A 25,549-nucleotide genomic window follows, 5' to 3' on the forward strand; every position below is an offset into this window, starting at 1 on the left:
CGACGGTCTGGCGGCCGAACCTGGCCCAGTCTTTGTCCTGCTCGTCGAGGGTCTTGCGGAGCACGGCCAGCGCGTCGGCGTTGGCCGGTTCGAGGCCGAGCCCAGCTCGTCGCCCACCTCGCCGCACCGGCCGGGGAACGGCTCCTCCTGCGCGATACGCCGCCACTGACAGGCCAGCACATACCGCCACACATCCGCCGGATACCAGCGCAACGCCTGCCTGACCGCCTCAAGGCCCGGCTCGGCCAGCCCGTCGTGGAACACCTCCCCGCCCGTCACCTCCGCCAGGCTCTGCCACGGCGACGACAGCCAGTCCACCAGCCCCACCCCCGAACGCGGGTCGAACCCGAGCCGCTCCACCAGCCACCGCCCCAGCTCCGTCACCGTCACCCCGGGCCGCACCCGCCCGTGGTAGCCGAACACGGTGGGAAAGCCGCGAAACCGCTCCGGCAGCCCGGCCGCCACCCGCTCCTCCACCTCCGCCACCCGGCCGGCCGCCACGAACACCAGCACCCGGGGACCCCAGTCGTGGTCGGCGGAGCGGGCCGTGTCGAACGCCAGCACCTCAGAGCCTGGCCCGATCAACGCCGCAGCGTGCGGCACGCCCGACACCAGCGGAGCCACGACCTCACCATAGAAGGAACGCGACAATTCGATACCAGGTACGAAATCCGTCATCACGCCGTCAACTTTGCCCCAGCGCCCGCCGAACCTCACCCGGTTTTCCACAGGCCCGAACACCCCCGCGAACCCGCACGGGTCGCGGGGGCCGGCACACGTCGAGGCGGCCCGGCGGGCAACGGTGAGGTCCGGCGGGCGTCGTGGTTCAGGGGGTGACGCGTGCGGCCATGACCCGGCGGCGGCCGTAGCCGAGCCGTTCGTACACGGCGATCGCGGCGGCGTTGTCGTCGTCCACCATGAGCGTGGCCCGCCCGTGGGCCGCCACCAGCTCCCGCGTCACCCAACCGCACACCAGCCGGGCCAGCCCCCGCCCGCGAAAGCGCGCCCTGGTCGCCACCCCGCCGAGGAAGCCGGCCGTGGGCGCGGGCCAGGCGTCGGCCGCGACCGCCGCCAGCTCGCCGTCCACGCGGATCCCGGCCCAGCGGCGAATCCCCGCCATACCGGGCACGGCGTAGGAGTGGGGCGCGTCGGCGGCCAGCAGCGCCCCCACCTCCGCCTCATCCTCCAGCCACCCCACCCCGCCGCCTGCACCATCCTCGGCAGTGCCGGCGGCGGAAGGCCGGCTCACCCCATCAGCGGGACGGCTGACCGCAAAGGGCCGGCTCATATCGTCGTCCTGACGACCCGCCGCAGAAGGCGGGGCCATCTCAGAGTCGGGCCGGCCGGCCGCAGGAGACGGGGTCATCCGATCGTCCGCGGGTGGCAGGCTCATCCAGGAGAAGCGGCCGCCCTCGCGCAGCACGCCGACCTTCGCCGTGACCTCGACCAGCAGCTCCAGCTCACCCCACGGCCGGTACGTCGGCCCCACCTCAGCCAGCGCATGCTCCACGAGCTCCGCAGCGGCGGACGTGTCGCCCCAGACGGCCAACCGGTCGTGACGCGAGATGGCCGGGCAGCTCGCCACCACCGCATCCCCCAGCGCCCAGGCCCGCGCGCCGCCGCGCAGGCCCTGCGCCGTCCACATCACCAGGTCGTCGTCACCGCAGGCGGCGGCCAGCTCCGCCTCCGACCGCAGCCGCCTGATCACAAGATCGCCCCTGGCCGGTACGCGGCCGCCTCCGGATGCTCGGCCACGACCGCGCCGACGGCCTGCGCCACGGCCTGCACCTGGCCGGCCGCCGCGCCGGTGAACGACACCCGGTCGGCCAGCAGGCTCTCCAGCTCCGCCCGGCCGAGGGGGAAGCGTTCGTCGGCGGCGAGCCGGTCCAGCAGCTCGTTGGAGGCGCCGCGCGAGCGCATCGCCAGCGCCGCGGTCACCGCGTGCTCCTTGATCAGCTCGTGCGCCTGCTCGCGGCCCACCCCGGCCCGCACCGCCGCCATCAGCATCTTCGTGGTGGCCAGGAACGGCAGGTAGCGGCCCAGCTCGGCGGTGATGACCGCGGGGAACGCCCCGAACTCGTCCAGCACCGTCAGCATCGTCTCCACCAGCCCGTCGAAGGCGAAGAACGCGTCAGGCAGCGCCACCCTGCGCACCACCGAGCACGACACGTCGCCCTCGTTCCACTGGTCGCCCGCCAGCTCACCCACCATCGAGGCGTAGCCGCGCAGGATCACGGCCAGGCCGTTGACGCGCTCGCAGGAGCGGGTGTTCATCTTGTGCGGCATCGCGGAGGAGCCGACCTGCCCCTCCTTGAACCCCTCGGTGACCAGCTCGTGCCCGGCCATCAGCCGGATCGTCTTGGCCAGCGACGACGGCGCGGCGGCCAGCTGCACCAGCGCCGTGACCACCTCGAAGTCGAGCGAACGGGGATAGACCTGCCCGACACTGGTGAAGCGGTGCTCGAACCCCAGGTGCGCGGCCACCCGCCCCTCCAGTGCGGCCAGCTTGCCCTGGTCGCCGCCCAGCAGGTCGAGCATGTCCTGGGCGGTGCCGACCGGCCCCTTGACGCCGCGCAGCGGGTAGCGGGCGATCAGCTCCTCCAGCCGCCGGTAGGCGACCAGCAGCTCGTCGGCCGCCGTCGCGAACCGCTTGCCGAGCGTCGTGGCCTGCGCCGCCACGTTGTGCGAGCGCCCGGCCATCACCGTCGCCTCGTGCTCCTGCGCCAGCTGCGCCAGGCGGGCCAGCAACGCCACCACCCGGTCACGGACCAGCAGCAGGCTGTCGCGCACCTGCAGCTGCTCGACGTTCTCGGTCAGGTCACGCGAGGTCATGCCCTTGTGCACCTGCTCGTGCCCGGCCAGCGCGTTGAACTCCTCGATGCGGGCCTTCACGTCGTGCCGCGTCACCCGCTCACGCGCCGCGATCGAGTCGAGATCGACCTGCTCGACCACCTTGTCGTAGTCGGCGATCGCGCTCTCGGGCACCGCCACGCCCAGCTCGGCCTGCGCCCGCAGCACCGCCAGCCACAACCGCCGCTCAGCGATGATCTTGTATTCGGGCGACCACAGACGGGCCAGCTCCGCCGAGGCGTAGCGGCCGGCCAGGACATTGGGGATACGCGGCTTGGAAGTCACGTTGGACAAGTCTATTCACACCGCCCCCGGCGGCGTGCAGGTCAGGGGGTCCCCGCCACAGTCCCCGGCCACACCAAGACTTGAACCGGCCCCTGGTTAACCCGCACCCGCCCCGGACAGCTGACGCCCAGCCGACACCGGAGCAGAACGGGGACAGCCACCATGAACCGATCCCACCCGGCCCGCGGCCTCCTGGCGGCCACGGCGGTGACCGGCCTGCTGACCGCCACCTCCTGCGCCCCCTCCCACCAGCACGCCACTGGCGCCGCGGGCCGCGCCCCCGCCGTCGCCACCACGACCGAGCCGCCCGAGGAGACCCTCGAACCGCTGCTCGAACAGGCGCTGCCCGGCGTCGACGGCAAGACGTTCACCTCGGCCCTGGTGACGTTCCCGCCCGGCGGCCGCGCGGCGCCGCACCGCCACGGCACCGCCTTCGTCTACGCCTACGTCCTGGATGGCAGCTTCCGCAGCCAGCTCGCCGGGGAGCCCGTCCGCACCTACCGGCGAGGGGACAACTGGACCGAGCAGCCCGGCGCCCACCACGTCCTCACCGAGAACACCAGCCGCACCCAGCCGGGCAAACTGCTGGTCGTCTTCATCAGCGACACCGGCTCCCAGCTCAAGATCGAGGATTAGCCGCCGGGGGCGGCGGTCAGGGCCTCACCCGGCGCGCCCCGTCCCGTCCTCTTCGTGAGCCTGCGACGACGAGCAGCCCCGCCAGCATGAGACCGCCCGCGTGCAGGCAGAGCGTCGGGATGATGCCCATGCGCCCGCCCAGCACGCCCGCCAGCGCCGTCCCGATGAGCGACGTGCCGGCCTGGGCGCTGACGATCAGCCCGAACACCGTGCCCGCCCGATCGGCGCCCGCCACCGTCTGCGCGTACGTCGTGAGCCCCGCCATCGACGCCGCCGCGGGGAACCCGGCCAGCGCGATCAGCACCATCGCCGGCCACACCTGCGACGTCAGCAGCGGATAGGTGAACAGCGCCAGATCCGCCAGCCCGAACACCACCGTCCCCCACCCGAACAGCGCCCGCGGCGTGAGACGGCCCGGCCCGGCGGCCAGGGCCACCCCGCCGGCAATCCCGCCGACCGCCTGCGCCGACAGAAACAGCCCGTAGGCGTCGCCGTCCCCGCCCAGCACACCGGCCACGAACGGCGCCGCCAGCGTCGAGAAGACCCCCTCACCCAGCCCGGTGATCATCATGTACGCCAGCAGCAGCCGCACCCCGGGACTCGTCCTGGCCAGCCGCAGCCCCGCCCGCCACTGCCCGCCCACCCCCTCCTGCACCGTCACGACCGCGCGGGCGGGCGGTCGCAGCCCGGCCAGCAGCAGCGCCGAGGCCAGGAACCCGGCCGTCCCGATCCCCACGACCGCGCCCAGCCCGCCCGCACCGACGGCCACCCCACCGGCCAGCGCCCCCAGCAGCCGGGCCGCCTGACCGCTCTGCCCGGTCAGCGCGTTGGCCCTGACCAGCTGGGGTTCCGGCACGATCTGCGGCACCAGCGCCTTCTGCGCGGGGAACAGCACCGTGCTCAGCACGCCGGTCCACAGCGCGACCGCGTACACGATCCACACCTGCCCCGGCCCGCGCACCGCCGATAGCGGCAGCAACCCCAGCCCGAGCAGCACGTCCGCCACCACCAGCAGCCGCCGCCGGTCCCACCGGTCGGCCAGCACCCCGGCCACCGACCCCAGCAGCACGTCCGGCAGGCGGGCGGCCAGCAGCATGGCGGCGCTCGACAGGGTCGAGCCGGTCAGCACGTACACGTGGTAGGCCAGCCCGGTGCTGATCACCCAGTCGCCGGTCTGCGAGATCAGCCCGGCCGACAGCAGCCGCCGATAGTCCCGGTTCGCCCCGAGTAACTCCCGCAGCCCACCGTCCTGCCGCGCCCCCATCGCACCCGTCGCACCCGTCACATCCGTCCCCGCCTCAGTCACCGCTACCGGTCTCCGGCAGCGGCACCAGGAGCGTGGTCAGCTGAACGGGCCGCGCCCCAGCAGGCCGCTCGGACGCGTCGGCGATGCGCGCCATCAACGGCTCCAGCAGCCGCCCGATCGCCGCGTCCAGCTCGGCCAGCTCCTCAGGAGTGACATACAGGTACGAGGTGCCGATCCCGCCCGCCTGCCGCCACTCCTGCGGCTCATCCCCGCGCCGCTCCTGCCACTCGGCCAGCCGCGCCAGCGCCCGCTCGGCCATCACCTGCTCCAGCAGCCCCCGCGCCGCCGACTTCTCGGGGCTGGTGTCGACGTCGGACCAGTTCTGCGTCAGCGACGTCGCCCGCCAGGGCCGCTCCCGCTCGTCACGCGCCTCGGCCTGCTCCACGAGGTCGTAGCGGGCCAGCTGCCGCAGGTGGTAGGAGGCCAGCGCCTGACTGATGCCGACCTCCCGCGCCGCGTCGGCCGCCGTCATGGCCCCCGACCGCATGAGCAGCTCGTGCAGCGCCAGCCGTACGGGATGAGCGAACGCCCGCATCGCGGCCGGATCGTCGAGCGTCTGCCGGCGGCGCTCCCTCCAAGATTCCAAAGACATGCTTGGAATACTCAGCCCACAGCACCCATATGTCAAGGAAACCCTTGGAATCAGCCTACGGCTCTCCCGCATCCAGCACACGCGTCAACCGCACCGCCTCCTCACGGAACCCCAGCGCCGCGTAGAAACCCCGCGCGGACGCGTTGCCCGCCGCCGTCTCCAAGGACAGGTGACGCACCCCCTGCCCACGCGCCCACTCCTCGGCCGCCGCCACCAGCCGGCGCCCCACCCCCATCCGCGCGGCGTGCGCGGCCACCGCCAGCTCCCCCACGTACGCCTCCGGCGTCCCCGTGAAATGGTCCTGCGTGTTGACCGACACCACCCCCACCACCTCAACCCCCGCCACCGCCACGAACACCGCGCCCCGCGCCGCATCACCCGCGCTCAGGAACGCGGCCAGCCAATCACGGGCCGCCGCCACCACCGCCTGAGCGTCACGCCACCCGGCCACCCCCTCCGTCAGCCTGCCCGCCAGCGACAACACGGCGTCACGGTCCTCCGCACGCGCGGGCCGGACCCGCACCACGTCCTCGATGCTCATGCCCACCAGCATGCACACACACAGGCGCGCCCGGCGGGGAACGACCCCGCCGGGCGCGCGTACACACCACCGGACGTCAGGCCGGATGAGCGGCCAGGTCCTCCTTCTTCGCCGCAGGCTCGCCCGCCGCGTGACGCGGGCCGTCGTCGCGGCGGCGCGACACCACCACATACAGCGTCGGCACCAGCACCAGCGTCAGCAGCGTCGACGACACCAGCCCGCCGATCACCACGATCGCCAGCGGCTGCGAGATGAACCCGCCCGACCCCGTCACACCCAGCGCCATCGGCGTCAACGCGCAGATCGTCGCCACCGCGGTCATCAGGATCGGCCGCAACCGCCGCCGGCCACCCTCGATCACCGCCTCCACCACGCCCATACCGCGCTCACGGTACTGATTGATCAGGTCGATCAGCACGATCGCGTTCGTCACCACGATGCCGACCAGCATCAGCATCCCGATCAACGCCGGCACGCCCAGCGCCGTGTCCGTCGCCACCAGCAGCCCGATCGCGCCCGTCGCCGCGAACGGAATCGACACCAGCAAGATCACCGGCTGCACGAAACTCCGGAACGTCGCCACCATGATCATGAACACGATCGCGATCGCCGCCAGAATCGCCATCCCCAGATCCGCGAACGCGTCCGCCTGATCCGCCGACACACCACCGATCTCGTACGACGCCCCGGCACCCAGATCCAGCCCGTCCAGCTTCTCCGTCAACTCCTGCGTCACCGCACCCAGGTTCCCCGCATCAGCCGCCCGCGCCGACACCGTCGCAGAACGCTCACCGTCGATCCGCGTCACCTGCGTCGGCCCGTCCACCTGACGCACCGACGCCACCGACGACAGCGACACCAGCCCACCGGCCGTCGGCAACCGCAGATCCTTGACCGCCTCGACGTCCTCAGGCGCCTCCGCACCCCGCAACACCAGGTCGCTCGCCCGGCCCTCCAGCGTGATCTGCCCCAGCGGCGCACCACGGAACGCCTGCGCCACCGCCTGACCCACCGCGGCCTCCGACAGGCCCCGCGCGGCCGCCTTCTCCCGGTTCACCACGACCTCGACCCGCGGCGCACTCGACTCCAGGTTCGACGACAGATCCTGCAGACCGCCCACACCCTCCATCGCGGTCTTCACCCGGTCCGTCGCCGCACGCAACGCCTCGACGTCCGCCGCCCGCACGATCACCTCGACCGTGTCCGTCGCGAACCCGCCGCCACCGGCGCCGCCGACCGTCACCTCACCCACACCCGACAGGCCGTCGATCTTCTCGCGCAGCTCACGCTCCACCACCGCGGCGTCGGCGTCCTCACCCAGCGTCACCGAGAACGACGCCCGATCCGCGCCACCGCCCAGACCACCCGTCATGGCGTTCCCGCCACCGACGTTCACCTGGTACGTCTCCACCCCCGCCTGATCGGCGAGCACCTCCTCGACCTTCGCCGCAGCCTTGTCCGTCATCGCCAGATCCGTGCCCACCGGCATCCGCTGCGACAACGACAACGTGTTCTGCCCGGAGGCGTCCAGGAAGTTCGTCCGCAGACCGCCCGCCAGACCCATCGTCGCGACGAACACCGCCACCCCGATGAGGACCGTCACCAGCTTGAACCGCGTCGCGAACCGCAGCACCGGCAGATACGCCCGCTGCAACGGCGAGCGCAACTCCTTCGCCTCGGCCTCCTCACGCTGCTTACGCGCCTCCTCAGGCGACAGGTCAGGAGCCCCCAGGAACCAGTACGCCAGCACCGGCACCACCGTCAGCGACACCACCAGCGACGCCAGCAACGCCACCGTCACCGTGATCGCGAACGGGCTGAACAGCTCACCCACCATGCCGCCCACCAGCGCGATCGGCGCGAACACCGCAACCGTCGTCAACGTCGAGGCCGTCACCGCCCCCGACACCTCACGCACCGCCGTCAAGATCGCCTGGAACTTCGCCTCGCCGTAGGCAAGATGCCGCTTGATGTTCTCCAGCACCACGATCGAGTCGTCCACCACCCGGCCCACCGCGATCGTCAGCGCGCCCAGCGTCAGCAGGTTCAGCGAATAGTCACCCGCCCACAGCACCAGCAGCGCGATCACCACCGACAACGGGATCGACACCGCCGTCACCAGCGTCGAGCGCACCGACAGCAGGAACACCAGGATCACCAGCACCGCGAACACCAGGCCCAGCAGGCCCTCCGTCGTCAGGCTCTCGATCGACTGCTCCACGTACGGCGCCTGGTCGAACACCACCGACACCGCCGTGTCCGACGAATCCCCCAAAGCCTTCGTCAGCTCCGGCAGCTTCTCGCGGATGTCGTGCGAGATCGCCACCGCGTTACCGTCCGGCACCATCGTCACCGACAGGCCCAGGCTCTGCTTGCCGGCCGTCCTGGTGATCGTCGTCGCGTCCGCCAGGCCCCGCTTGATCTCCGCGACGTCACCCAGCTTCACCGGCTTGAGCGGCCTCGGCCGCGCCGCCTGCTGCTGCTGCTGCGCCTGCTGCGCCTGGGAGGGCTGAGCCTGGCCCGGCTGCGGCCGCGCCTGCTGCGGCTGAGCCTGAGCAGGAGCCTGGGGCTGGGCCGGCGTCAGGTACAGGTTCTTCAGCTTCGTCACCGAGTCGACCCGCGAGCCCACCTGCACCGTCAGCGACTTGCCGTCCGTCGTCAGCGTGCCCGCCGGAATCGGCGTCCCGTTCGCCTTCAGCACCTCAGGGATCTGCGCCGCCGACACCCCCGCCAGCGCCATCTTCTTCGCATCCGGCTCGATCGTGACGACCTCGTCACGGGTGCCCGTGACCGACGCCTCCCGTACGCCCTCGACGCCCTGCAACTCCGGCACCGCGATCCGCCGCAGCTTGTCGGCCATCGCCCGCTCGTCGCCGCCGTCGCCCACCGCCAGCACCATCACCGGGATGTCATCGGTGTTACCCGCCACCACCTGCGGATCCACCCCGTCAGGCAGCGACGCCCGGTTGATCGCCTGCTGCATCTTGTTCAGCGACGCCTCGATGTCGGTGCCGTACTCGAAGGCCACCTGGATCTGCGCCAGGCCCTCCTTCGACGTCGAGGTCATCTGCTCCATCCCGGCAAGCCCCTGGAAGGAGTCCTCGATCGGAGCCGTCACCTGATCCTCGACGATCTCCGGCGACGCCCCGGGATACGCCGCCACGACGAACGCGCCAGGGAACGACAACGACGGCAGCAACTGCTGCTTCAACTGCGGGATCGTGAACACGCCGAAAGCGCTGAGCACGACCGCCGTCAAGATCACCAAGCTGCGGTTGACCAGGCTCAACCGGGCGAATGCGGTCACAGAGCTCCCCCTCCAAGAGTTCGCCCCAGACTAACACTTCGCCTTGAACGAATATTTAACCATGTCAAGCTTTCCTGATAACCTTCTCAGGAAGCGAGAGGTGAGCGTGAACAACGAACGCGAAGAACTGATCCACCGGATCAACGAGACCCAGCGGGCCCTCGCCCGCCTGTTCGCCCAGCAACACCAATCCCCCCTGTTCACCTCCAACCTCACCCTCAGACAACTCAAAGTCATCATGCTCCTGTCCATCAACGGCTCAGCCTCAGGACAAGACCTCGCCCACGACCTCGGCGTCGGACTCGGCACCGTCACCGGCATCGTCGACCGCCTCGTCGCCCACGGCCTCGTCAGCCGCCACGAAGACCCCCACGACCGCCGCGTACGCCGCGTCGAACTCACCCCCGCCGGCACCGACCTCATCGAAGAGATCAACAACGCCGGCGTCGAACACTACCGACGCCTCATGGCCCACCTCGACACCGAGACCCTCCGCGCCCTCGACCAGGTCACCCGCACCATCCGCGACGTCGCCGACAACCTCAACCAGACCACCCGCTGACGCACTTCACCCAGCAACCGCTCCACCGCCGCAACGCCTCGGCATCCGACGCCCCCGCCCGCCGCGCCGCCACCACGAACTCCCGCGCCGCATCCTCCAATCGCACCCGCAACCCATCCCATCGGTGCTGCGTTTGTAAAGGCGCCGGATGATCATGATCAACCCGGCGCCTTTACAATGTAGATTTCTAAGCCAGCGGGGACAGCACCTCCGGCAGCTCGCCCTCGTACACCACCGTCAGCCGCCGCGTCGCCCGCGTCACCGCCACGTACAGGTCCTGGCCGCCCATCGGCGACTGCCCCAGGATGCCCGCGGGATCCACCACCACGACCGCGTCGAACTCCAGCCCCTTGGCCTGCCCCACCGTCAGCACCGCCACCGGCGCCTCGAGCCCGCCGTCGGGGAACAGCGCCGACACCTCCGCGTGCCGCGCGTCAGGGGTCAGCACGCCCAGCCGGCCCTCCCCGACGGCCGCCAGCTCCTCGGCCACCACCCCGGGCAGCCCCTCCACGGGCAGCTCCAGGGCACGCGGCTCGGCCTCGCCCTCGCGTACGGACTCCGGCGGCTCCTGCTCGGGCGCGAACGCCCGCAGCACCTCGGCCGCCACCCGCATGATCTCCACCGGCGTCCGGTAGTTGACCTCCAGCCGCTCCACCCGCCACCGGCCCTCCAGGTACGGGTCCAGCACCTCGCCCCACGAACGCGCGCCCGCCGCCGAGCCGGTCTGCGCCAGGTCGCCCACGACCGTCAGCGACCTGGCCGGCACCCGCCGCATCACCATCCGCCACGCCATCGGCGACAGCTCCTGCGCCTCGTCCACGATCACATGCCCGTACGCCCACGAGCGGTCCGCCGCCGCCCGATCGGCCGTCGTCAGCCCGACGCCGTCGTCGGCGTGCCGCTCGGCCAGCACGTCGGCCCGATCCAGGATGCCCTGCTCGGCCACGCCCGTGACCTGCAGCACCTCGGCCGCGTACCGCTCCTGCCCGGCCTGCTCCTCCCGCTCCAGCCGGGCGGCCACCCGCCGCGCCGAGTCGTCCTCGCCCAGCAGCTCGGCCGCCTCGTCCAGCAGCGGCACGTCGCCCGCCGTCCACGGCGACTCCAGCGGCCGCACCAGCTCGCGCCACGCCAGCCCCTCAGGAGCGGCCGCCTCGAGCTCGTCTGGGGACGACAGCAGCTCGGCGACGAACCGCTGCGGCGTCAGCTCAGGCCACAGCTCCTCCACCGCCGCCCGCACCTCCGGCTCGCCCCACAGGCGCTGCGAGGCCAGCTCGATGTCCAGCTCGTCCAGGTCGCCCTCCAGATCCAGCGGCTCGCTCAGCTCGGGCTCACCCTCGATCTGCAGCTCCTCGATGTGCAGCGACTCCTCAAGCGCCCGCGCCTCGGCCCTGGCCAGCTCCTTCAGCAGCTCCGTGACGTACAGCTTGCGCGCCATGTTGTGCGGCAGCCGCACCGCGCGCGCCCGCTCACGCAACCGCAGGCACGTCTCGTGCGGCACCCGCAGCCGCAGCCCGTCGAGCTCCACCACCAGCTCGCCGTCCGGCACCCGCTGCCGCCGCCGCAGCGCCTCTGCGACCAGCTCGGCCATCCGCAGGTCGCCCTTGACCACCGCCGGCGCCGGCTCGTCCACCGCCGCCGCCCGCACCCCGGGGAACATCTCCCCGACCGTGGTCATCACCACCTGCGTCTCCCCCAGCGCCGGCAGCACCTGGCTGATGTAGCGCAGGAACATCGGGTTGGGGCCCACCACCAGCACGCCGCGCCGCTCCAGCGTGTCGCGATGGGTGTAGAGCAGGTACGCCGCCCGGTGCAGCGCCGCCACCGTCTTGCCGGTGCCCGGGCCGCCCTGCACGACCAGCGCCCCCTGCAGCCCGGCCCTGATCACCCGGTCCTGCTCGGTCTGGATGGTGGCCACCACGTCGCCCATCCGCCCCGTACGGCCCCTGCGCAGCGCCGCCAGCAGCGCCGCCTCGCCCACCAGCGTGCGGCGGTCACCCTCGGCCATGCCCTCCAGGTCGAACACCTCGTCGTCGATGCCGACCACCACGCGGTCCTTCAGATGCAGGTGCCGCCGCCGCACCAGCCCGCCGGGAGCGGTGGCGGTCGCCACGTAGAACGGCCGCGCCGCCGGCGCCCGCCAGTCGATGAGCACCGACTCGTGGCTCTCGTCGCGCAGCCCGATCCTGCCGATGTACGTGCTGCTTCCCTCACCGTCGTCGATGCGGCCGAAGCACAGGCCCCGCTCGACCGCGTCGAGCTGCGCCAGCCGCCGCGCCTGCTCCGCGGCCATCGTCTCGCGCTCCACCATCGCCTGGCGGGTGCCGACCGCGCCGCCCCTGGCGTACACCTCGCGCAGCGTCGCCCGCGCCCGCTCCCTGGCGGCGTCGAGCCGGCCGTACAACCACGACACAGTGCGCTGCTCGGTGTCAAGGGCTTCGGCGAGACCATCTTGACGATTAGTCATTCGCTGATATACTCCTAACAGGAGGGCTGTAACAGCTCCGTCTTGATGTGATGGACGTACGAGCTTAGCGCCCGCGCGTGCCCGCGCGCAATCACCCCCTCCTCTTCCTCCGCACCGCAGAGTGCTAGCTTGCCTGTCCATGTCGGACTATCTGCGGGAACTCTTCTCCCTTCACGGCCGGCGCGCCCTGGTCACCGGCGGCAGCTCCGGGATCGGGTACGCGATGGCCGAGGCCATCGGCCGCGCCGGAGCCGAGGTCGTCATCGTCGCCCGGACGCGGAGCGCGCTCGACCAGGCCGTCACCCGCATGCGCGAGCACGGCGTCACCGCCTCCGCCATCGCCGCCGACCTCGGCGAACGCGACGACGTCGAACGCGTCCTGGCCACCGCGGGCGACATCGACATCCTCGTCAACGACGCCGGCAACAACATCCGCAAACCCATGGCCGACCTCACCCAGGACGACTACGAGCGCACTCTGGCCGTCAACTTCACCGCCCCCTACGTTTTCGGCCAGCACTACGGACCCCAGATGGCCGCCCGCGGCTGGGGCCGCATCATCAACGTCGGCTCCCAGCAGTCGATCAGGGCCTTCGGCAACAGCGGCATCTACGGCGCCTTCAAGGCCGCGCTCGCCGGGCTCACCCGCTCCCAGGCCGAGGCGTGGTCGGCCGACGGGGTGCGCGTCAACACGATCATCCCCGGCTTCGTCCTCACCCCGCTCACCGCCGAGGCCCAGGCCATCCCCGGGCGCGTCGAGGCCCTCGCCGCCCGCCACATGGTGGGCCGCAACGGGCTGCCGCAGGACTTCGGCGGCGCCGCGGTGTTCCTCGCGAGCGAGGCGTGCTCGTTCATCACCGGCCAGATGCTCTTCGTGGACGGCGGCTTCGCCGTCCACTGACCGGACGCCTCCTGCCCCGCCAACGGAGCCGGGACGCGACGGTCAGCGCGCGAAGGGCGGCAGGAGCCGGGCGATCCCCGACCGGCGCGGCGCCAGCCAGCCGGCGATGTCGGCGATCACGGCCGCATCCACGTGCTGAGGCCTGTCGTAGTCCGCGGGCGTGGACGGGCCCGAGCCCGGGAAGAACAGGTGGTCGTCGGCATCGTGGACCCGGAAGGTGACGTCCGTGCGGTGGGCCAGGCCGGCCCGCCAGCCCGCGAGGTCGTCGGCGACGGTCACCTGGTAGTCCCGGCCGCCCTGCAGGATGAGCATCGGCTTGTCCAGCGCGGCCGCCGTCGCGACCGGGTCGTAGCCGCGCAGGTCGAGCCAGTACGCCCCGGAGTAGCCGAACGGCAGCTCCGCGGCGGGCGTTCCGGCCGAGAGATCCGGGCTGTCGACCCGGTCGGCCTGCCGGGTGATCGCCTCGACCGCGGACCGCGCGCCGGGATCGAGCGTGGCGAGGTGGCGGACGACGCGGACGGCGGCCCGGTGCATCGGCTGGGTGTCACCGGCCAGGATCACCAGCCCGGCCACCGACGGCTCGGCGGCGGCGACCCGCGGGGCGACCTTGCCGCCCATGCTGTGGCCCGCGACGTATACGCGGGTGGCGTCCACGAAGGGGTGACGCTGGAACAGGCGGACGGCCGCGACGGCGTGCGGGACGTACTCGTCGCTCATCGTGAAGCCCGGGATCGCCGCCACTCGGGCGGCGTGGGCGTGAGTCACCTTGTCGAAGCGCAGCGCTGCCACGCCGCGGCCGGCCAGCCCCCAGGCCAGGTCCTTGAGAGGCTTGTTGGGGCCGGTCGTGGCATCCCTGTCGAACGGCCCACCACCGCTCAGCAGCACCACCCCTGGCCACGGGCCCCGCCCGCGCGGCAGGCTCAACGTGCCGGGCACTGCCAGCGCGCCCGAGCCCACGGTGACCTCGTGCTCGGTGAATCTCCCACGGCGGGCGTACGCCGGCGGCGTCCACGGCCCGGCCGGCGGAGGCGCGAGCTGCAGGCCCTGCAGCAGGCCGGCCCCGTCGACCGACATGACCACCGTCAGCCCGCCACGCTCGCACGTCACCGGGACGCTCACCTTGACCAGCTCCGCCTTCCCCGACGCGGTCACCCAGCCCTCGGGGGCCGGCTCGCTGATCGGCGCCCCGGCCGCGCGAACCTCCCCGATCCTGGACAACTGGCTCTCCCAGGCGACGCGCAGCGTCTCACCGGAGACCACCGCTCGCAGCGGCGGCGCGAACAACGCCTCGATCTCGGCGAAGCGTCCACTGCGCGCCATCGTGACGACCGCCGTGGCGATCAGCGCCGGATCCGTTCCCGTGACCATCCCGACACCACCTTTCTACTGTTTTGCGAACGGTAACACAGCATGAGAACGTTATGTCATGGACACGTTGGAGCTGCTGGCCCATCCGGTGCGGCTGCGGATCGTGCACGCGATGCGCGGCGAGCGGGAACTCACCACCGGCGAGCTGTGCGCACGGATCCCCGACACCTCCAAGGCCATGGTCTATCGGCACGTCGACCTGCTCACGACGAGCGGCGTCCTGGAAGTGGCGGGCGAGCGGCGGGTACGCGGCGCGGTGGAGCGCCGCTACCGGCTACGCCTCGACCGGTCAGTCCTCGACGCCGGCACGCTCACGGCCATGACGCCCGACGACCACCGGCGCGCCTTCGCCACCGCGATGGCCGTCCTGGTCGCCGAGTTCAGCGCCTACCTCGACCGCGAGGGCGCCGACCCGGTGGCGGACCTCATCGGCTACCGGCAACATGCCGTCTGGCTCAGCCGCGACGAGCTGGAAATGATGATCACCGAGCTCCGTCGCGTGATTCTGCCCCTGCTGGCCAACCGGCCGGCGCCCGGCCGCACGCGACACCTGCTCAGCCCGATCTTCTTCCCCGTCGAGGAGCCTCCTGACGACGCTGAATCATGAGGAGTACAACGACTCGGCCGCCTTTACATTGTAGATCAGCAGGGTCAGAGCACCAGGTGACCGCCGACGTCGAGGTGCTGCCCTCCAGCCGGGCCGAAAAGGGCTGACCCGGCTGGGCAAGGGCGACGTCCGCTACGGCTTCGTGCTGGAGCTGCCCGATCTCGGCTGACCCAGGTGGCGGGCGAAGAAGCGCACCTCATCGTCCACCTCGAACGACGGCACATCGCCGTGCCCGCCGGGGTTGGCGTGCAGCGTCTTGTCAGGCGTTCCCAGGGCGTCGAACAGGGCCAGGCCCCGCTCGCGCGGCACCAGCCGGTCGTCCCACTGCAGCAGGAACCGCACCGGCGCCTTGACCTGGGCGGCCTCCCCGGCCAGGCCGTCGGCGCCGAGCAGGCCCAGGACCGCGGCGCCGATCCTGGGCTCCGCCGCGATGAGCGGGATGCCGAGGCCGCACCCCATCGACAGGCCGCAGTAACCGGCCGGGCCCTCGCCGACCTCGTCGAGGCGCCGCACGGCGGTCAGCACCGCCCGCCACTCGGCGACGGCCTGGCCGGCCAGGTGTGCGTGCATGGCGGCGGCCAGCGCACCCGTGTCACCGCCCCCGCGCAGCCCGGCCACGATCCGGCCGAACTCCTCGTCCTTGGGCCGGTCGCCGTGGTTCGGCGCGTCGATCGCGACCACCGCGAAGCCCGCGGCGGCGTAGCGGCGGGCGCGGGCGACGACGCCCGGGGCGGTCTTGTGCCGGCCGCCGCCATGGCCGAGCAGGATCAGCGGGCGCGGGTCGGCGGCCTGCGGCGTCCACAGGACGCCGGCGCGCCTTTACATTGTAGATTCGGGAAGGTCGATGACGCCGAGGACCGAGAGCAGGGCCACCACGGCGATGACGGCCACGATCCCCCATGCGATCGGGTTGCCGAGGTTGAGGGTCCAGCGGCCGCCCACGCGCTGGTGGACGAGGATCGCCGGGTCCATGCGAGGCGGTGGCGGGGCTTCCTGGCGACCACGGTGTTCTTTGGCGTCCTGCTCGGGTGGCTGCGGCTGGCGTCCGGGCTGATCTGGTCCGGCGTCATCCTCGTGGGGACGCGCGCGATCCGGCGCGCCGCGCTCGTCCTGCGGGAGATCTACCGGGTGCTCGAGCGGGCCGCCTTTACATAGTAGATCACTTGCGGCGGAACTCCCGTTCCCCCACCCCTTCATGCCAGGACCGGATGACCAGCTCATCGTCCTCGACCCGGGTCCACACCACCTCGCCCACATCGACGCGGAACAGGTGGGACCCGGGCTCGGTCTGCCCGGCTGCCGCGAGCTCGTCCGGGTCGGTGATCTCCACCGCCCGGCCGGCCAGCTTCACATCGCCCTCCCACGCGGCGGGGGCCATGCCCCCCATCATGCACCGCCGCGCGCTTGCCAGGTTTATAAACGAATAGATGTTCACTAAGAGGAGCAGGCAAGCCCGCTGCTGCGGGCGCTGGATGAGCGCGGGGCCAAGAGCGTCTATGTGGACGGCGGGGGTGGTGCAGTCCGCGTACGCGGTCGAACGGGGGGGAGGGTTACGCTGAGGCCCGCCATGGGCTGAGCGAGGAGGAACCATGCCGCGTACCTGGTTGACCGAGCGGTTCGAGTTGCAGGTGCCCCTGGTGGGGGCGCCGATGGCGGGGGTGAGCGACGGGCGGCTCGCGGGGGCCGTGTCGGCGGCGGGGGCGCTCGGCATGTTCGGGGTGCCGCCGTCGGTGCCGGTGTCGTGGATCGAGGAGCAGGCCGGGATCGCCGCCGCGAGCGGGCGGCCGTACGGCATCGGGCTGCTGGCCTGGGGGCTGTCCGACGAGCACCTGAAGGCGGTGCTGCGGCTGCGGCCCGCCCTGGTGTCGGTGAGTTTCGGCGACTACGCCCCGTACGTCGAGCCGCTGCGCGCGGCCGGCATCACCGTGGCCGTCCAGGCGGGCACCACCGAGGAGGCCGTGCAGGCCGAGCGGGCCGGCGTGGACGTGGTGGTGGCCAGGGGCGGCGAGGGCGGCGGGCACGGCCGCGACGACGTGGCCACGCTGCCGCTGCTGCAGACCGTGCTCGACGCGGTCCGCGTCCCGGTGCTGGCCGCGGGCGGCATCGCCACCGCGCGCGGGCTGGCCGCCGTGCTGGCCGCGGGCGCCGAGGGTGGCTGGGTCGGCACCGCGTTCCTCGGCTGCACCGAGACGACGCTCCCGCCCGAGGGGCGGCGGCGGGTGCTCGACGCCGGGGAGACCGGCACCGCGTACGGGCGGGTCTTCGACGTCGCCCAGGGGCTGCCGTGGCCACCCGAGTACGGCGGCCGGGCGCTGCGCAACGCGTTCTACGACCGCTGGCGGGGCCGCGAGGACGAACTGGCCCGCGACGATCAGGCACGCACCGGGCTGGAGGCGGCACGGCAGGGCCGCGACTTCGACACCGCCTACGTCTACGCGGGCCAAGCCGTGGGGACGGTGACGCGGGAGCGCGGCGCCGCCGACGTGGTCGCCGGCTTCGCCGCCGCTGACGAGCTGCTGTCCCGCTTCGCCGCCCCCTGATCGAGCGCGGCCCGCGCGGGTAGGGGCCGGGGGCAAGGACCGCGCGGAGGGGGGACGGCGTTGCGGAGCGAAGATGAGCAGGCACTGGGCGACGTGCCGAGCGAGGGCGAGCGGATGCTCGACGGCCTTCTGGCCGCCATGCACCTGGCCGGCATGGAGGAGATGCCCGCACTGCTCTCCGAGCACGCGCGGCTCGAGGGTTTCTCCGACGTCTCGATCTACGTGACCGACCTGCAGCAGCTGTTCCTCGTCCCGCTGCCGAACCAGCGGGACGCGGCGGGCGGCCCGCTGCCCACGATCAGGATCGACGGGACGCTGGCGGGGCGGGCGTTCCGGTCGGTGGCGCTGGTGCGGTCCCCGGCGGGCGGCGAGGGGCCGTACCGGGTGTGGGCACCGCTGCTCGACGGCACCGAGCGGGTCGGCCTGCTCGGCGTGACCGTGCCGCACGGCGGCGAGGTGGTGGAGCGGCGGATCAAGACGCTCGCGTCGCTGGTGGCGCTCCTGGTGATGAGCAAGCGCCCGCACAGCGACTCGTGCGCCCGGCTGGTACGCGCCCGCCCCATGGCGCTGTCGGCCGAGGTGCTGTGGAACCTGCTGCTGCCCGGCACGTTCGCCAACGACGACGTGGTGGTCAGCGCGGCGCTGGAACCGGCGTACGAGATGGGCGGCGACACCTACGACTACGCGATCGACGGCCACACCCTGCACCTGTCGATGTTCGACGCTATGGGCCACGACACCTCCGCCGGGCTGACCGCCACGCTCGCCATGGGGGCGAGCCGCAACCACCGCAGGCAGGGCAAGCGCCTGGCCGAGACCGCTCAGGCGGTGGACGAGGCGATCAAGAGCGAGTTCGAGGGCCGCTTCGCCACCGGGGTGCTGGCCTCGCTCGACCTGCGGACCGGGCTGCTGAGCTGGGTCAACCGCGGCCACCACCCGCCGCTGGTGCTGCGCGACGGACGGCTGGTGGCGACGCTGTCGAGCATCCCCGACCCCCCGATGGGGTTCGGGCTGGACGTCTCGACCGGGGAGCTGCACTTCCAGCTGCAGCCCTGCGACCGGCTGCTGTTCTACACCGACGGCGTCATCGAGGCGCAGAGCCCGGACGGTGAGCGGTTCGGGCTTGAGCGGTTCATCAGGTTCGTCACCAAGCGGGAGGCCGACGGGCTCCCGATCCCGGAGACGCTGCGGCGCCTCATCCAGGAGATCCTGGCCCACCAGCGGGGGCGGCTGCAGGACGACGCGACCGTGATGACCGTGGAGTGGAAGCCCCGCCGTCGCCACCACCAGCTCATCCTCTGACCTCACGCCCCCGTCGCCACGAACAGCGCCCAGCCGATGTACCCGGCGTTCACCACCAGCCTCGCCGCGACCACCCCTGGCCGGAGCAGCACGCTGGCGTGGCGAGGCCGGGCGTGCCGGACGGCGTCGAGGTGGGAGACCAGGTACGCCCCGATGAGCGCGGCGGCGGCCCAGGCACCGGCCGCGCGCGTCGGCGGCACCGCGATGAGCACGCCCGCCGCCAGCTCCGCCACCCCGCTCACCACCACCAGCAGCCCTGCCGCGCCGAGCCACGACGGCACCAACGACCGGAAATATCCGGGGAACACGAAATGCGCCACCCCCGTCACCCCCAGGAAGACCGCCAGGGCGGCCGCGATAACATCCATGCCGCGATGCTCCCTCCACTCCGTACGCCGGCGCTTGAACGAAACGATCGCGCTCCCGACGCCGGGGTGACGGTCTTCGGCGAGCCGGCGCCGTTCCAGGTCGGCCGCCACCGCCACCCGATCTGGAAGGCGGTGCTCCCCCTCGGCGGACACGCCTGGCTACGCCCGGACACCGGCGCCTGCGTCACGGCGGCGGGCCTCATCGTGCCGCCGGAGTTCGCCCATACGTGCGGAGTGACGTCCGGCTACGTCGCCCTGTTCATCGACCCGACACTCATCCGGCCCGGCCTCGGCCCGGTGGCCCTGGAACCCGCCACCGTCCGCAGACTGCACGCGGCCCTGTCCTCGGCCCCGGCCGACGCCGTCGCCGTCGCCGTCGCCGTCGCCGTCGCCGTCGCCGAGCTGGCCGCACGCACCGGCGCCGGCGCCCCGTCCCTCGATCCACGGGTCGCGCACGCCGTGCGGCGGGGGCTGCTGGGCGAGCCGCCGGCCGTCATCGCGGCCGACGTCGGGCTGTCGATGCCGCGGCTGCGGGCCCTGGTGCGGGCGGCGGTGGGGGTGCCGCTCGTCCGGCTGCGGCGGTGGGGGCGGTTGCGGGCGGCGGTCTCCGCGCTGCCGGGCGGGTCGGTGGCGTCGGCGGCGGCCGAGGCGGGTTTCGCCGATCAGGCCCACCTGGCGAGAACGGCGCGTGAGCTTCTGGGCCGTACGCCTGACTCCTTGCGGAAATCCGGGTGCGGCGCGGGCGCCGGCGGTGTTTCATGCATCGGATGATCGACGATCCGCTGGAGCGCCTGCGCGCCGCCGTCCGCCGTACCCAGGAGACCCGTCGCACGAGCACCGGGCTCGGCCATGAGGACGCCGACGACGACGTCGGCACGATCGGCACCGACGGCGCGATCGGCTTCGACCCGTTCCCGCTGCTCGAAGCGCTGCACCGGCACGGGGTCAGGGCCGTGGTGATCGGGCAGGTGGCGGGGATCATGCACGGGTCGGAGGAACTGACCGGCGACCTCGACCTGCTCTGGGACGGCAGCCCCGCGAACGCCCCGGCCCTGGCGAAGGCGTTCGCCTCGGCCGGCGGGCCGCCCATGGAGCCGGGATCGTTCCTGCGGCCGAAGGTGCCGTTCACCGTGCGGGGAGCGGGCGGCGACTGCTGCACGCCGGCGCTGCCGTGGGGAGACCTGCACGTGCCCGGCTTCCTCGACCGCGCGCTCACGGCCACCGGCCGGGACGGTCTCCAGGTGCATTACCCCTGCCTCGACGACCTGATCCTGATGCGCCGCGCGCTGGGCCGTCCCAAGGATCTGCGGCGCGCGGCCGAGCTGGAACGCCTGCGCTGAGGCGGCGTCACCATGAGGCCATCCCGATCATCCATTTCGTCGGCGATCCGAGCCCGGCGCGAGGGGTGACGGTCTACGATCGGCGAATGGCCGTACCCGAGCTCATCCGCATCACCACCCGATCGTCGCCCATGGCGCTGGCCCAGGTCGAACGCGTCCGCGCCGAGCTCGCGGCGCTGCACCCCGGCATCCGCACCGAGGTCGTGCCGGTGACGACGTCAGGCGACAGGTGGCAGGGGGCGCTGTCGGCGCTGGGCGGCAAGGGCGCGTTCACCAAGGAGGTGGACGAGGCGCTGCTGACCGGCCGGGCGGACCTGGCGGTGCACTGCATGAAGGACATCCCGGCCGACCGGCCGCTCCCGGCTGGCACGGTGTTCGCCGCCCACCTCAAGCGCGACGACCTGCGCGACGCGCTCGTCCACCCGGGCGGCCTCACCCTGGACGAGCTGCCCGACGGCACCCGCATCGGCACCTCGTCGGTACGCCGCGTCGCCCAGCTCGCCTCCTCCCACCCGCGGCTGCGCTGCGTGCCGATCCGCGGCAACGCCAACAGCCGCCTGGCCAAGCTCGACGCGGGCGAGGCCGACGCCCTGCTGCTCGCGGTGTCCGGTCTTGAGCGCATCGGCCTGAGCGAGCGCATCAGCGAGACGCTGTCGCTGGAGACGATGTGCCCGCCGATCGGCGCCGGCGTGCTCGCGCTGCAGTGCCGCGAGGACGACTCCGCGACCATCGACGCCGTCGCCGGCCTCAACCACCAGCCCACCTGGCGCGAGATCACCGCCGAGCGCATGCTGCTGCACGTCCTGCAGGGCCACTGCAACAGCCCCATCGCCGGGTACGCCCGCGCCGAGCGCGACGGCCGGCTGTCGTTGCGGGCGCGGGTGTTCTCCCCCGACGGCAAGACGGTCCTCGACGCCCACGAGTGGGCCGGCCCGCTCGACCCGGCCACCCTCGGCACCTCGGTCGCCGTGGCTCTGCTCCGTCAGGGTGCCCGCGAGGTCATCGACGCGATCCCGCACTGAGCGGAAACACCCCTCGGTGAGCCCGTCACGAGCGGCGGCCAACCGGCCGTCCTCGGCTCCGCCTCCGAGTCATCCGGCCACCGGGTGACCGGCCTGCCGGGGCGGCTTCACGCGAGGTGCAGCATGCGGAACTCGCCAGGGTTCGCCGGGCTCCGGTCGGCGACCTGGATGGGGGGCCAGGTCCACTGCCAGACGCCGATGCCCGGGTCGCGGGAGAAGCGGATCAGGCCGCGGGTGCCTTCGGCCCGTACGTGCGGCCAGGATGCGGCGATGTGCTCGCGTTCGGTGCTGTGCCGAAGGGTTTCGGCGAGGACCGTGATGGTGTCGTAGCCCTCGAAGGCGACGAAGGACGGCGTCTCGCCCAGCCTTTCGCGCAGGGCGTGCTCGACCCGGGCGCCGAGCGGGCCGAGACGTTCCGGGAGATAGCGCAGGAACGGGATCGCGGCGCCGAGTTCGCCGAGCGCGGCCCAGGAGGGAAGCTCGGGCTGGCCGGCGGGGGCGCCGAGCGTCAGGCCGGTGAGGCGTGGGTCGCCGCGGACCGCTCGGACGATCGGCATCGCCCGGCCCGCCTCGGCCCAGCCGGGCGGGGTCAGCGGGGCCAGCGCGCCTATCCGGACGGGTGACGTGCTCATCGGGCCGGGCGGTGGGGGTCGGCGTGGATGTGGGTGCGCATGCCCTGCGGGTCGAACAGGATGAGCAGTTCCACCGCCTTGCCGTCGGCGCTGCCCAGCCAGTGTGGCGAGGAGGTGTCGAACTCGGCGGCCTCGCCGGGCGGCAGCGTCAGGTCGCGCTCGCCGACGATGAGGCGCAGGCGGCCGGTGAGGACGTACAGCCACTCGAAGCCGTCGTGCGTCTGCGGGGACGGGACGAGCGGCTCCTGCGGCGCGGGGATGATCATCTTGAACGCCTGGATGCCGCCCGGACGGCGGGACAGCGGCACGAACGTCATCCCGAACCGGTGGATCGGCGTCAGGTGGATGCGGGGGTCGCCGGTGCGCGGGGCGCCGACCAGGTCGTCGAGCGGGACGTTGTAGGTGCGGGCGAGCGGCAGCAGCAGCTCCAGGGTGGCCCGGCGCTGCCCGCTCTCCAGCCGGGACAGCGTGCTCTCGGACACGCCGGTGGTGGTGGCGAGGTCGGCGAGGGTGATGCCGCGATGGCGGCGCAGCGCGCGCAGCCGCGGCCCGACGCCTTCGATCACCTCATCGGTTTCCGAAGCCATGCCGGCCATCTTGCCATAACCGCAACTTTTCGTGCCATCCCTGACACGTCCTATGAGACTGGGCGTCCGACGCGAAAGGAAAGCTCATGATCACTGCGACCCGGCCGTCGCCGCGCCGCCTCCTCCGGCGGGCGCGGACGGCGATGGCCCTCGTTCTCACCGTCGTTCTCACCGGCCTGCTCACCGGCCTGCTCACCGGCCTGCTCACCGCGCGCTCGTCCCCGGCCGCCGGAGACGTCCCGCCGCACGCCGCCGCCACCCACGATGATCCGGCGTTCGAGCGCACCTTCCGGCACGCGTTCGCCGACGTGGACGGCGTCCGGATGCACTACGTGACCGGCGGCAGCGGCTCGCCGGTCGTGCTGCTCCACGGCTGGCCGCAGACCTGGTACGGCTGGTGGCCCATCATGCCGGCGCTCGCCGAGCACCACACCGTCTACGCCGTGGACCTGCCGGGACTGGGTGACAGCGCCGGCACGCCGAAGGGGTACGACAAGGCGACGCTGGCCAGGTACGTGCACACGCTGATCGCCGACCGGCTGAAGATCCGGGACGCCGCCGTCGTCGGCCACGACCTCGGAGCGGCGGTGGCCTTCCAGTACGCCGCCCAGTTCCCCGGGCACACCACCCGCCTCGGCTACCTGGACCTGCCGCTGCCGGGGCCGGGCATCGACGCGGCCACGTACCGGTCGCTGAGCTGGCACATCGCCTTCCACTCCCAGCGGCGGGTGCCCGAGACGGTGGTGGACGACGACGTACGCGAGTATCTGGCGCTGTTCTACCCGCAGGTCGCCTACGGCGGGACGGCGTTCGGCGGCACCTCCGAGCGGTCCCCGTTCACCGATGCCGAGATCGACGAGTACGCCCGCACGTACGGCCGCCCCTCGGCCCTGTCAGGCGGTTTCGAGCTCTACCGGGCGCTCGAGCAGGACGTCCGCGACACCACGGCGGCGGCGCCGGTACGGGTGCCGGCCCTGCTCATGACCGCCCAGGGCCAGCTCGACGCGGTCCGTGCCACGGTCGAGCCGCGCGTACGCGACATCGTCAGGGCCGTGGACGTGCCGAAGGCCGGTCACTGGCTGGTCGAGGAGAACCCCCGCTTCGTCACGGCGGAGCTGCTGCGCTTCCTCGCCGGATGAGTCACCCGGCCGCGTTGTCGCCGTCTTCCGCCGGTGTGGGACGCGGCCAGGTGACGGCGGCGAAGACCACCGAGCAGGTGAGGAAGCCGGCGCACATGGCGGCGAAGCCCGCCCAGAACGAGCTGTAGGACTGGCCGAGGTCGATGCCCAGGAGCAGGGCCACCACCAGGCCGGCCAGGAGGCCGCCGACCAGGCCGGGGACGTGGCGGGGCGGCCGGTGCGCCAGGGCGCCGGTGAGCGGGAGCACCAGCGGGAACAGCGCCACCGCCCATCCCGCCGTCGGCTCACCGAACAGGGCCAGCCGCACCGCTGAGACCACGGCCGAGACGCCGATCGCCACCACCGTCCAGATGACGAGCTTGACGGGGTGGTAGCGGACGTTGTGCTCGGAGGCGTGGGCCTCGGGGCCGAACGTCCAGAAAGAGAGCAGCTCTCCGATCATGTCGCCGAGATCGGCCCTGCCGTTCTCGGGTCTCCGGTCAGAACTCATGGCGGTCATGATCCCACACCTCACGAGCCTGGCCGCTCGCCGATGAGGTCGAGGAAGGCGGCGGCGGCAGGTGACGGGCGGTCCTGCCAGATCAGGTGCTCGACGCGGGTGGGGGCGCCGCGCAGGCGGATGACGCGCAGGTCGGGGAAGCGGGTGGCGTACGCGGCGGGGAGCATGCCGACGCCGAGGCCCTGGCGTACCAGGTCCACCATGAAGTCGGCGGACGACACCTCGAAGGGCACCTCGCGCCGCACCCCCGCCGCCGCGAACGCCTCGTCCGACTGCACGCGCCCGGCCACGCCCGCCCTGAAGTCGATGAACGGCTCGTCCGCCAGGCCCGCCAGGTCCGACTCCGGCTCCGTACGGGGATGGTCGGGGGCCACCACGGCGACCAGTTCGCCGCCGCCGAGCCTGCGGCTGCGCACGCCCTTGGGTTCGGCGCGCGGCGGCAGGCCGAGGAACGCGACGTCGGCCCCGCCCTGGCGGACCCGTTCGATGAGGTGGTCGCTGCCCGCGGAGGTGAGCGTGATGCCGACCTTGGGGTGGCGGCGGCGGTAGTCGCGCAGCAGGACCGGCAGGTCGAGCGCGGTCACGGTGGGGATGGCGCCGACGGCGAGCCGGCCGCGCAGCTCGCCGCCGGCCGCCGCCACACCGCGAACTTGACCAGGTTGGCGTGGAAGTCCACCACGAGCAGCACGTCGAAGAAGACC

Annotated in this window: 28 protein-coding genes; 11 read left to right on the forward strand and 17 right to left on the reverse strand. The window is 72.7% G+C overall.

Annotation, left to right across the window (positions count from 1 at the left end; all coding sequences use genetic code 11):
* The 3 genes from ABZW11_RS43935 to purB all read right to left on the reverse strand — a co-directional run.
* Window positions 1-624, reverse strand: a 624-nt coding sequence (locus ABZW11_RS43935; RefSeq protein WP_355431719.1) for a DUF4037 domain-containing protein, incomplete at its 3' end; no start/stop codon positions are given.
* 202 nt (window positions 625-826) lie between these two features.
* On the reverse strand, window positions 827-1,708 hold the full coding sequence (locus ABZW11_RS43940) for a GNAT family N-acetyltransferase (protein WP_355431722.1): 882 nt from the start codon (window positions 1,706-1,708) through the stop codon (window positions 827-829).
* Window positions 1,705-3,135, reverse strand: coding sequence for an adenylosuccinate lyase (gene purB, locus ABZW11_RS43945; protein ID WP_355431725.1), 1,431 nt, complete (start codon window positions 3,133-3,135; stop codon window positions 1,705-1,707). Before purB ends, ABZW11_RS43940 begins: the two co-directional genes overlap by 4 nt.
* A gap of 162 nt (window positions 3,136-3,297) precedes the next feature.
* On the opposite strand from purB, the gene ABZW11_RS43950 reads away from it, so the two are divergent.
* Window positions 3,298-3,771 (forward strand): cupin domain-containing protein, encoded by a 474-nt coding sequence (locus tag ABZW11_RS43950; protein ID WP_355431728.1) that lies wholly within the window; start codon window positions 3,298-3,300, stop codon window positions 3,769-3,771.
* Between the two features lie 16 nt (window positions 3,772-3,787).
* Here the strand turns inward: ABZW11_RS43950 and ABZW11_RS43955 are convergent, their stop codons facing one another.
* From ABZW11_RS43955 to ABZW11_RS43970, 4 genes are all read right to left on the reverse strand, one after another.
* Complete coding sequence (locus ABZW11_RS43955) at window positions 3,788-5,056, reverse strand: MFS transporter (protein WP_355431730.1); 1,269 nt, start codon at window positions 5,054-5,056, stop codon at window positions 3,788-3,790.
* 13 nt (window positions 5,057-5,069) lie between these two features.
* Window positions 5,070-5,669 carry a helix-turn-helix domain-containing protein gene (locus tag ABZW11_RS43960; protein ID WP_355431733.1) on the reverse strand — a complete coding sequence of 200 codons (600 nt, stop codon included), beginning with the start codon at window positions 5,667-5,669 and terminating at the stop codon, window positions 5,070-5,072.
* Between the two features lie 55 nt (window positions 5,670-5,724).
* Window positions 5,725-6,210: a GNAT family N-acetyltransferase gene (locus ABZW11_RS43965; protein ID WP_355431736.1), complete on the reverse strand. Its 486-nt coding sequence runs from the start codon at window positions 6,208-6,210 to the stop codon at window positions 5,725-5,727.
* Between the two features lie 76 nt (window positions 6,211-6,286).
* Window positions 6,287-9,517, reverse strand: a complete 3,231-nt coding sequence (locus ABZW11_RS43970) for an efflux RND transporter permease subunit (RefSeq protein WP_355431739.1) — start codon at window positions 9,515-9,517, stop codon at window positions 6,287-6,289.
* A gap of 100 nt (window positions 9,518-9,617) precedes the next feature.
* On the opposite strand from ABZW11_RS43970, the gene ABZW11_RS43975 reads away from it, so the two are divergent.
* Complete coding sequence (locus tag ABZW11_RS43975; RefSeq protein ID WP_355431742.1) at window positions 9,618-10,079, forward strand: MarR family transcriptional regulator; 462 nt, start codon at window positions 9,618-9,620, stop codon at window positions 10,077-10,079.
* Window positions 10,080-10,266: 187 nt separating this feature from the next.
* On the opposite strand, the gene ABZW11_RS43980 is transcribed toward ABZW11_RS43975, so the two are convergent.
* Window positions 10,267-12,543 (reverse strand): ATP-binding domain-containing protein, encoded by a 2,277-nt coding sequence (locus ABZW11_RS43980; protein WP_355431745.1) that lies wholly within the window; start codon window positions 12,541-12,543, stop codon window positions 10,267-10,269.
* A 139-nt stretch (window positions 12,544-12,682) separates the two neighbouring features.
* Here ABZW11_RS43980 and ABZW11_RS43985 point away from each other — a divergent pair, with 139 nt between their 5' ends.
* Window positions 12,683-13,444, forward strand: a complete 762-nt coding sequence (locus tag ABZW11_RS43985; protein WP_355431748.1) for an SDR family oxidoreductase — start codon at window positions 12,683-12,685, stop codon at window positions 13,442-13,444.
* A gap of 42 nt (window positions 13,445-13,486) precedes the next feature.
* Here the strand turns inward: ABZW11_RS43985 and ABZW11_RS43990 are convergent, their stop codons facing one another.
* Window positions 13,487-14,812, reverse strand: coding sequence for a hypothetical protein (locus ABZW11_RS43990; RefSeq protein ID WP_355431750.1), 1,326 nt, complete (start codon window positions 14,810-14,812; stop codon window positions 13,487-13,489).
* 58 nt (window positions 14,813-14,870) lie between these two features.
* Between ABZW11_RS43990 and ABZW11_RS43995 the strand changes: the two genes are divergently transcribed.
* Window positions 14,871-15,419 carry a helix-turn-helix domain-containing protein gene (locus ABZW11_RS43995; protein WP_355431753.1) on the forward strand — a complete coding sequence of 183 codons (549 nt, stop codon included), beginning with the start codon at window positions 14,871-14,873 and terminating at the stop codon, window positions 15,417-15,419.
* A 132-nt stretch (window positions 15,420-15,551) separates the two neighbouring features.
* On the opposite strand, the gene ABZW11_RS44000 is transcribed toward ABZW11_RS43995, so the two are convergent.
* Together ABZW11_RS44000 and ABZW11_RS44005 are read right to left on the reverse strand one after the other, a co-directional pair.
* Window positions 15,552-16,100, reverse strand: a complete 549-nt coding sequence (locus ABZW11_RS44000) for a hypothetical protein (RefSeq protein WP_355431755.1) — start codon at window positions 16,098-16,100, stop codon at window positions 15,552-15,554.
* Window positions 16,101-16,238: 138 nt separating this feature from the next.
* The gene (locus ABZW11_RS44005) at window positions 16,239-16,391 is read right to left on the reverse strand and encodes a DUF5808 domain-containing protein (protein ID WP_355431758.1); all 153 of its coding nucleotides are present in this window, start codon (window positions 16,389-16,391) and stop codon (window positions 16,239-16,241) included.
* Between the two features lie 33 nt (window positions 16,392-16,424).
* On the opposite strand from ABZW11_RS44005, the gene ABZW11_RS44010 reads away from it, so the two are divergent.
* Window positions 16,425-16,574 carry a hypothetical protein gene (locus tag ABZW11_RS44010; RefSeq protein WP_355431761.1) on the forward strand — a complete coding sequence of 50 codons (150 nt, stop codon included), beginning with the start codon at window positions 16,425-16,427 and terminating at the stop codon, window positions 16,572-16,574.
* 4 nt (window positions 16,575-16,578) lie between these two features.
* Here ABZW11_RS44010 and ABZW11_RS44015 read toward each other — a convergent pair whose 3' ends face one another.
* Window positions 16,579-16,797, reverse strand: a complete 219-nt coding sequence (locus ABZW11_RS44015; protein ID WP_355431764.1) for a hypothetical protein — start codon at window positions 16,795-16,797, stop codon at window positions 16,579-16,581.
* 211 nt (window positions 16,798-17,008) lie between these two features.
* On the opposite strand from ABZW11_RS44015, the gene ABZW11_RS44020 reads away from it, so the two are divergent.
* Together ABZW11_RS44020 and ABZW11_RS44025 are read left to right on the forward strand one after the other, a co-directional pair.
* The gene (locus tag ABZW11_RS44020; RefSeq protein ID WP_355431767.1) at window positions 17,009-17,959 is read left to right on the forward strand and encodes a nitronate monooxygenase; all 951 of its coding nucleotides are present in this window, start codon (window positions 17,009-17,011) and stop codon (window positions 17,957-17,959) included.
* A 60-nt stretch (window positions 17,960-18,019) separates the two neighbouring features.
* Complete coding sequence (locus ABZW11_RS44025) at window positions 18,020-19,261, forward strand: PP2C family protein-serine/threonine phosphatase (protein WP_355431770.1); 1,242 nt, start codon at window positions 18,020-18,022, stop codon at window positions 19,259-19,261.
* 2 nt (window positions 19,262-19,263) lie between these two features.
* Here the strand turns inward: ABZW11_RS44025 and ABZW11_RS44030 are convergent, their stop codons facing one another.
* Window positions 19,264-19,629 (reverse strand): hypothetical protein, encoded by a 366-nt coding sequence (locus tag ABZW11_RS44030; RefSeq protein WP_355431773.1) that lies wholly within the window; start codon window positions 19,627-19,629, stop codon window positions 19,264-19,266.
* A 6-nt stretch (window positions 19,630-19,635) separates the two neighbouring features.
* Here ABZW11_RS44030 and ABZW11_RS44035 point away from each other — a divergent pair, with 6 nt between their 5' ends.
* The 3 genes from ABZW11_RS44035 (at window position 19,636) to hemC (ending at window position 21,991) form a co-directional block, all read left to right on the forward strand.
* Window positions 19,636-20,400: a helix-turn-helix domain-containing protein gene (locus ABZW11_RS44035; protein ID WP_355431776.1), complete on the forward strand. Its 765-nt coding sequence runs from the start codon at window positions 19,636-19,638 to the stop codon at window positions 20,398-20,400.
* A complete protein-coding gene (locus ABZW11_RS44040) occupies window positions 20,397-20,969 on the forward strand; it encodes a hypothetical protein (RefSeq protein WP_355431779.1) in 573 nt (190 codons plus the stop codon). Before ABZW11_RS44035 ends, ABZW11_RS44040 begins: the two co-directional genes overlap by 4 nt.
* Before the next feature lie 86 nt (window positions 20,970-21,055).
* Window positions 21,056-21,991, forward strand: a complete 936-nt coding sequence (gene hemC, locus ABZW11_RS44045) for a hydroxymethylbilane synthase (protein ID WP_355431782.1) — start codon at window positions 21,056-21,058, stop codon at window positions 21,989-21,991.
* Between the two features lie 107 nt (window positions 21,992-22,098).
* Here the strand turns inward: hemC and ABZW11_RS44050 are convergent, their stop codons facing one another.
* Window positions 22,099-22,623, reverse strand: coding sequence for a hypothetical protein (locus ABZW11_RS44050; protein WP_355431784.1), 525 nt, complete (start codon window positions 22,621-22,623; stop codon window positions 22,099-22,101).
* Complete coding sequence (locus ABZW11_RS44055) at window positions 22,620-23,210, reverse strand: XRE family transcriptional regulator (protein ID WP_355431787.1); 591 nt, start codon at window positions 23,208-23,210, stop codon at window positions 22,620-22,622. The genes ABZW11_RS44050 and ABZW11_RS44055 overlap by 4 nt, the downstream gene beginning before the upstream one ends.
* A gap of 86 nt (window positions 23,211-23,296) precedes the next feature.
* Here ABZW11_RS44055 and ABZW11_RS44060 point away from each other — a divergent pair, with 86 nt between their 5' ends.
* Window positions 23,297-24,349, forward strand: a complete 1,053-nt coding sequence (locus tag ABZW11_RS44060) for an alpha/beta hydrolase (protein ID WP_355431790.1) — start codon at window positions 23,297-23,299, stop codon at window positions 24,347-24,349.
* 1 nt (window position 24,350) lies between these two features.
* Here the strand turns inward: ABZW11_RS44060 and ABZW11_RS44065 are convergent, their stop codons facing one another.
* Complete coding sequence (locus tag ABZW11_RS44065; RefSeq protein WP_355431793.1) at window positions 24,351-24,839, reverse strand: hypothetical protein; 489 nt, start codon at window positions 24,837-24,839, stop codon at window positions 24,351-24,353.
* Window positions 24,840-24,859: 20 nt separating this feature from the next.
* Window positions 24,860-25,489: a LysR substrate-binding domain-containing protein gene (locus tag ABZW11_RS44070; protein ID WP_355431796.1), complete on the reverse strand. Its 630-nt coding sequence runs from the start codon at window positions 25,487-25,489 to the stop codon at window positions 24,860-24,862.
* Window positions 25,490-25,549: the final 60 nt, after the last annotated feature.

This window comes from Nonomuraea sp. NPDC004580 (assembly GCF_040609855.1).
Taxonomy (GTDB): domain Bacteria; phylum Actinomycetota; class Actinomycetes; order Streptosporangiales; family Streptosporangiaceae; genus Nonomuraea; species Nonomuraea salmonea.

What these genes read in the sequence shown, in the direction of transcription:
- ABZW11_RS43965 (WP_355431736.1), bottom strand. Translation starts at nt 6,210, where the DNA reads ATGAGCATCGAGGACGTGGTGCGGGTCCGGCCCGCGCGTGCGGAGGAC.
- ABZW11_RS44015 (WP_355431764.1), bottom strand. Translation starts at nt 16,797, where the DNA reads ATGGCCCCCGCCGCGTGGGAGGGCGATGTGAAGCTGGCCGGCCGGGCG.
- ABZW11_RS44040 (WP_355431779.1), top strand. Translation starts at nt 20,397, where the DNA reads ATGATCGACGATCCGCTGGAGCGCCTGCGCGCCGCCGTCCGCCGTACC.
- ABZW11_RS43985 (WP_355431748.1), top strand. Translation starts at nt 12,683, where the DNA reads ATGTCGGACTATCTGCGGGAACTCTTCTCCCTTCACGGCCGGCGCGCC.
- ABZW11_RS43995 (WP_355431753.1), top strand. Translation starts at nt 14,871, where the DNA reads ATGGACACGTTGGAGCTGCTGGCCCATCCGGTGCGGCTGCGGATCGTG.
- ABZW11_RS44065 (WP_355431793.1), bottom strand. Translation starts at nt 24,839, where the DNA reads ATGAGTTCTGACCGGAGACCCGAGAACGGCAGGGCCGATCTCGGCGAC.
- ABZW11_RS43980 (WP_355431745.1), bottom strand. Translation starts at nt 12,543, where the DNA reads ATGACTAATCGTCAAGATGGTCTCGCCGAAGCCCTTGACACCGAGCAG.
- ABZW11_RS44020 (WP_355431767.1), top strand. Translation starts at nt 17,009, where the DNA reads ATGCCGCGTACCTGGTTGACCGAGCGGTTCGAGTTGCAGGTGCCCCTG.
- ABZW11_RS44035 (WP_355431776.1), top strand. Translation starts at nt 19,636, where the DNA reads ATGCTCCCTCCACTCCGTACGCCGGCGCTTGAACGAAACGATCGCGCT.
- ABZW11_RS44055 (WP_355431787.1), bottom strand. Translation starts at nt 23,210, where the DNA reads ATGGCTTCGGAAACCGATGAGGTGATCGAAGGCGTCGGGCCGCGGCTG.
- ABZW11_RS44030 (WP_355431773.1), bottom strand. Translation starts at nt 19,629, where the DNA reads ATGGATGTTATCGCGGCCGCCCTGGCGGTCTTCCTGGGGGTGACGGGG.
- hemC (WP_355431782.1), top strand. Translation starts at nt 21,056, where the DNA reads ATGGCCGTACCCGAGCTCATCCGCATCACCACCCGATCGTCGCCCATG.
- ABZW11_RS44005 (WP_355431758.1), bottom strand. Translation starts at nt 16,391, where the DNA reads ATGGACCCGGCGATCCTCGTCCACCAGCGCGTGGGCGGCCGCTGGACC.
- ABZW11_RS43950 (WP_355431728.1), top strand. Translation starts at nt 3,298, where the DNA reads ATGAACCGATCCCACCCGGCCCGCGGCCTCCTGGCGGCCACGGCGGTG.
- ABZW11_RS43960 (WP_355431733.1), bottom strand. Translation starts at nt 5,669, where the DNA reads ATGTCTTTGGAATCTTGGAGGGAGCGCCGCCGGCAGACGCTCGACGAT.
- ABZW11_RS44050 (WP_355431784.1), bottom strand. Translation starts at nt 22,623, where the DNA reads ATGAGCACGTCACCCGTCCGGATAGGCGCGCTGGCCCCGCTGACCCCG.
- ABZW11_RS44060 (WP_355431790.1), top strand. Translation starts at nt 23,297, where the DNA reads ATGATCACTGCGACCCGGCCGTCGCCGCGCCGCCTCCTCCGGCGGGCG.
- ABZW11_RS43990 (WP_355431750.1), bottom strand. Translation starts at nt 14,812, where the DNA reads ATGGTCACGGGAACGGATCCGGCGCTGATCGCCACGGCGGTCGTCACG.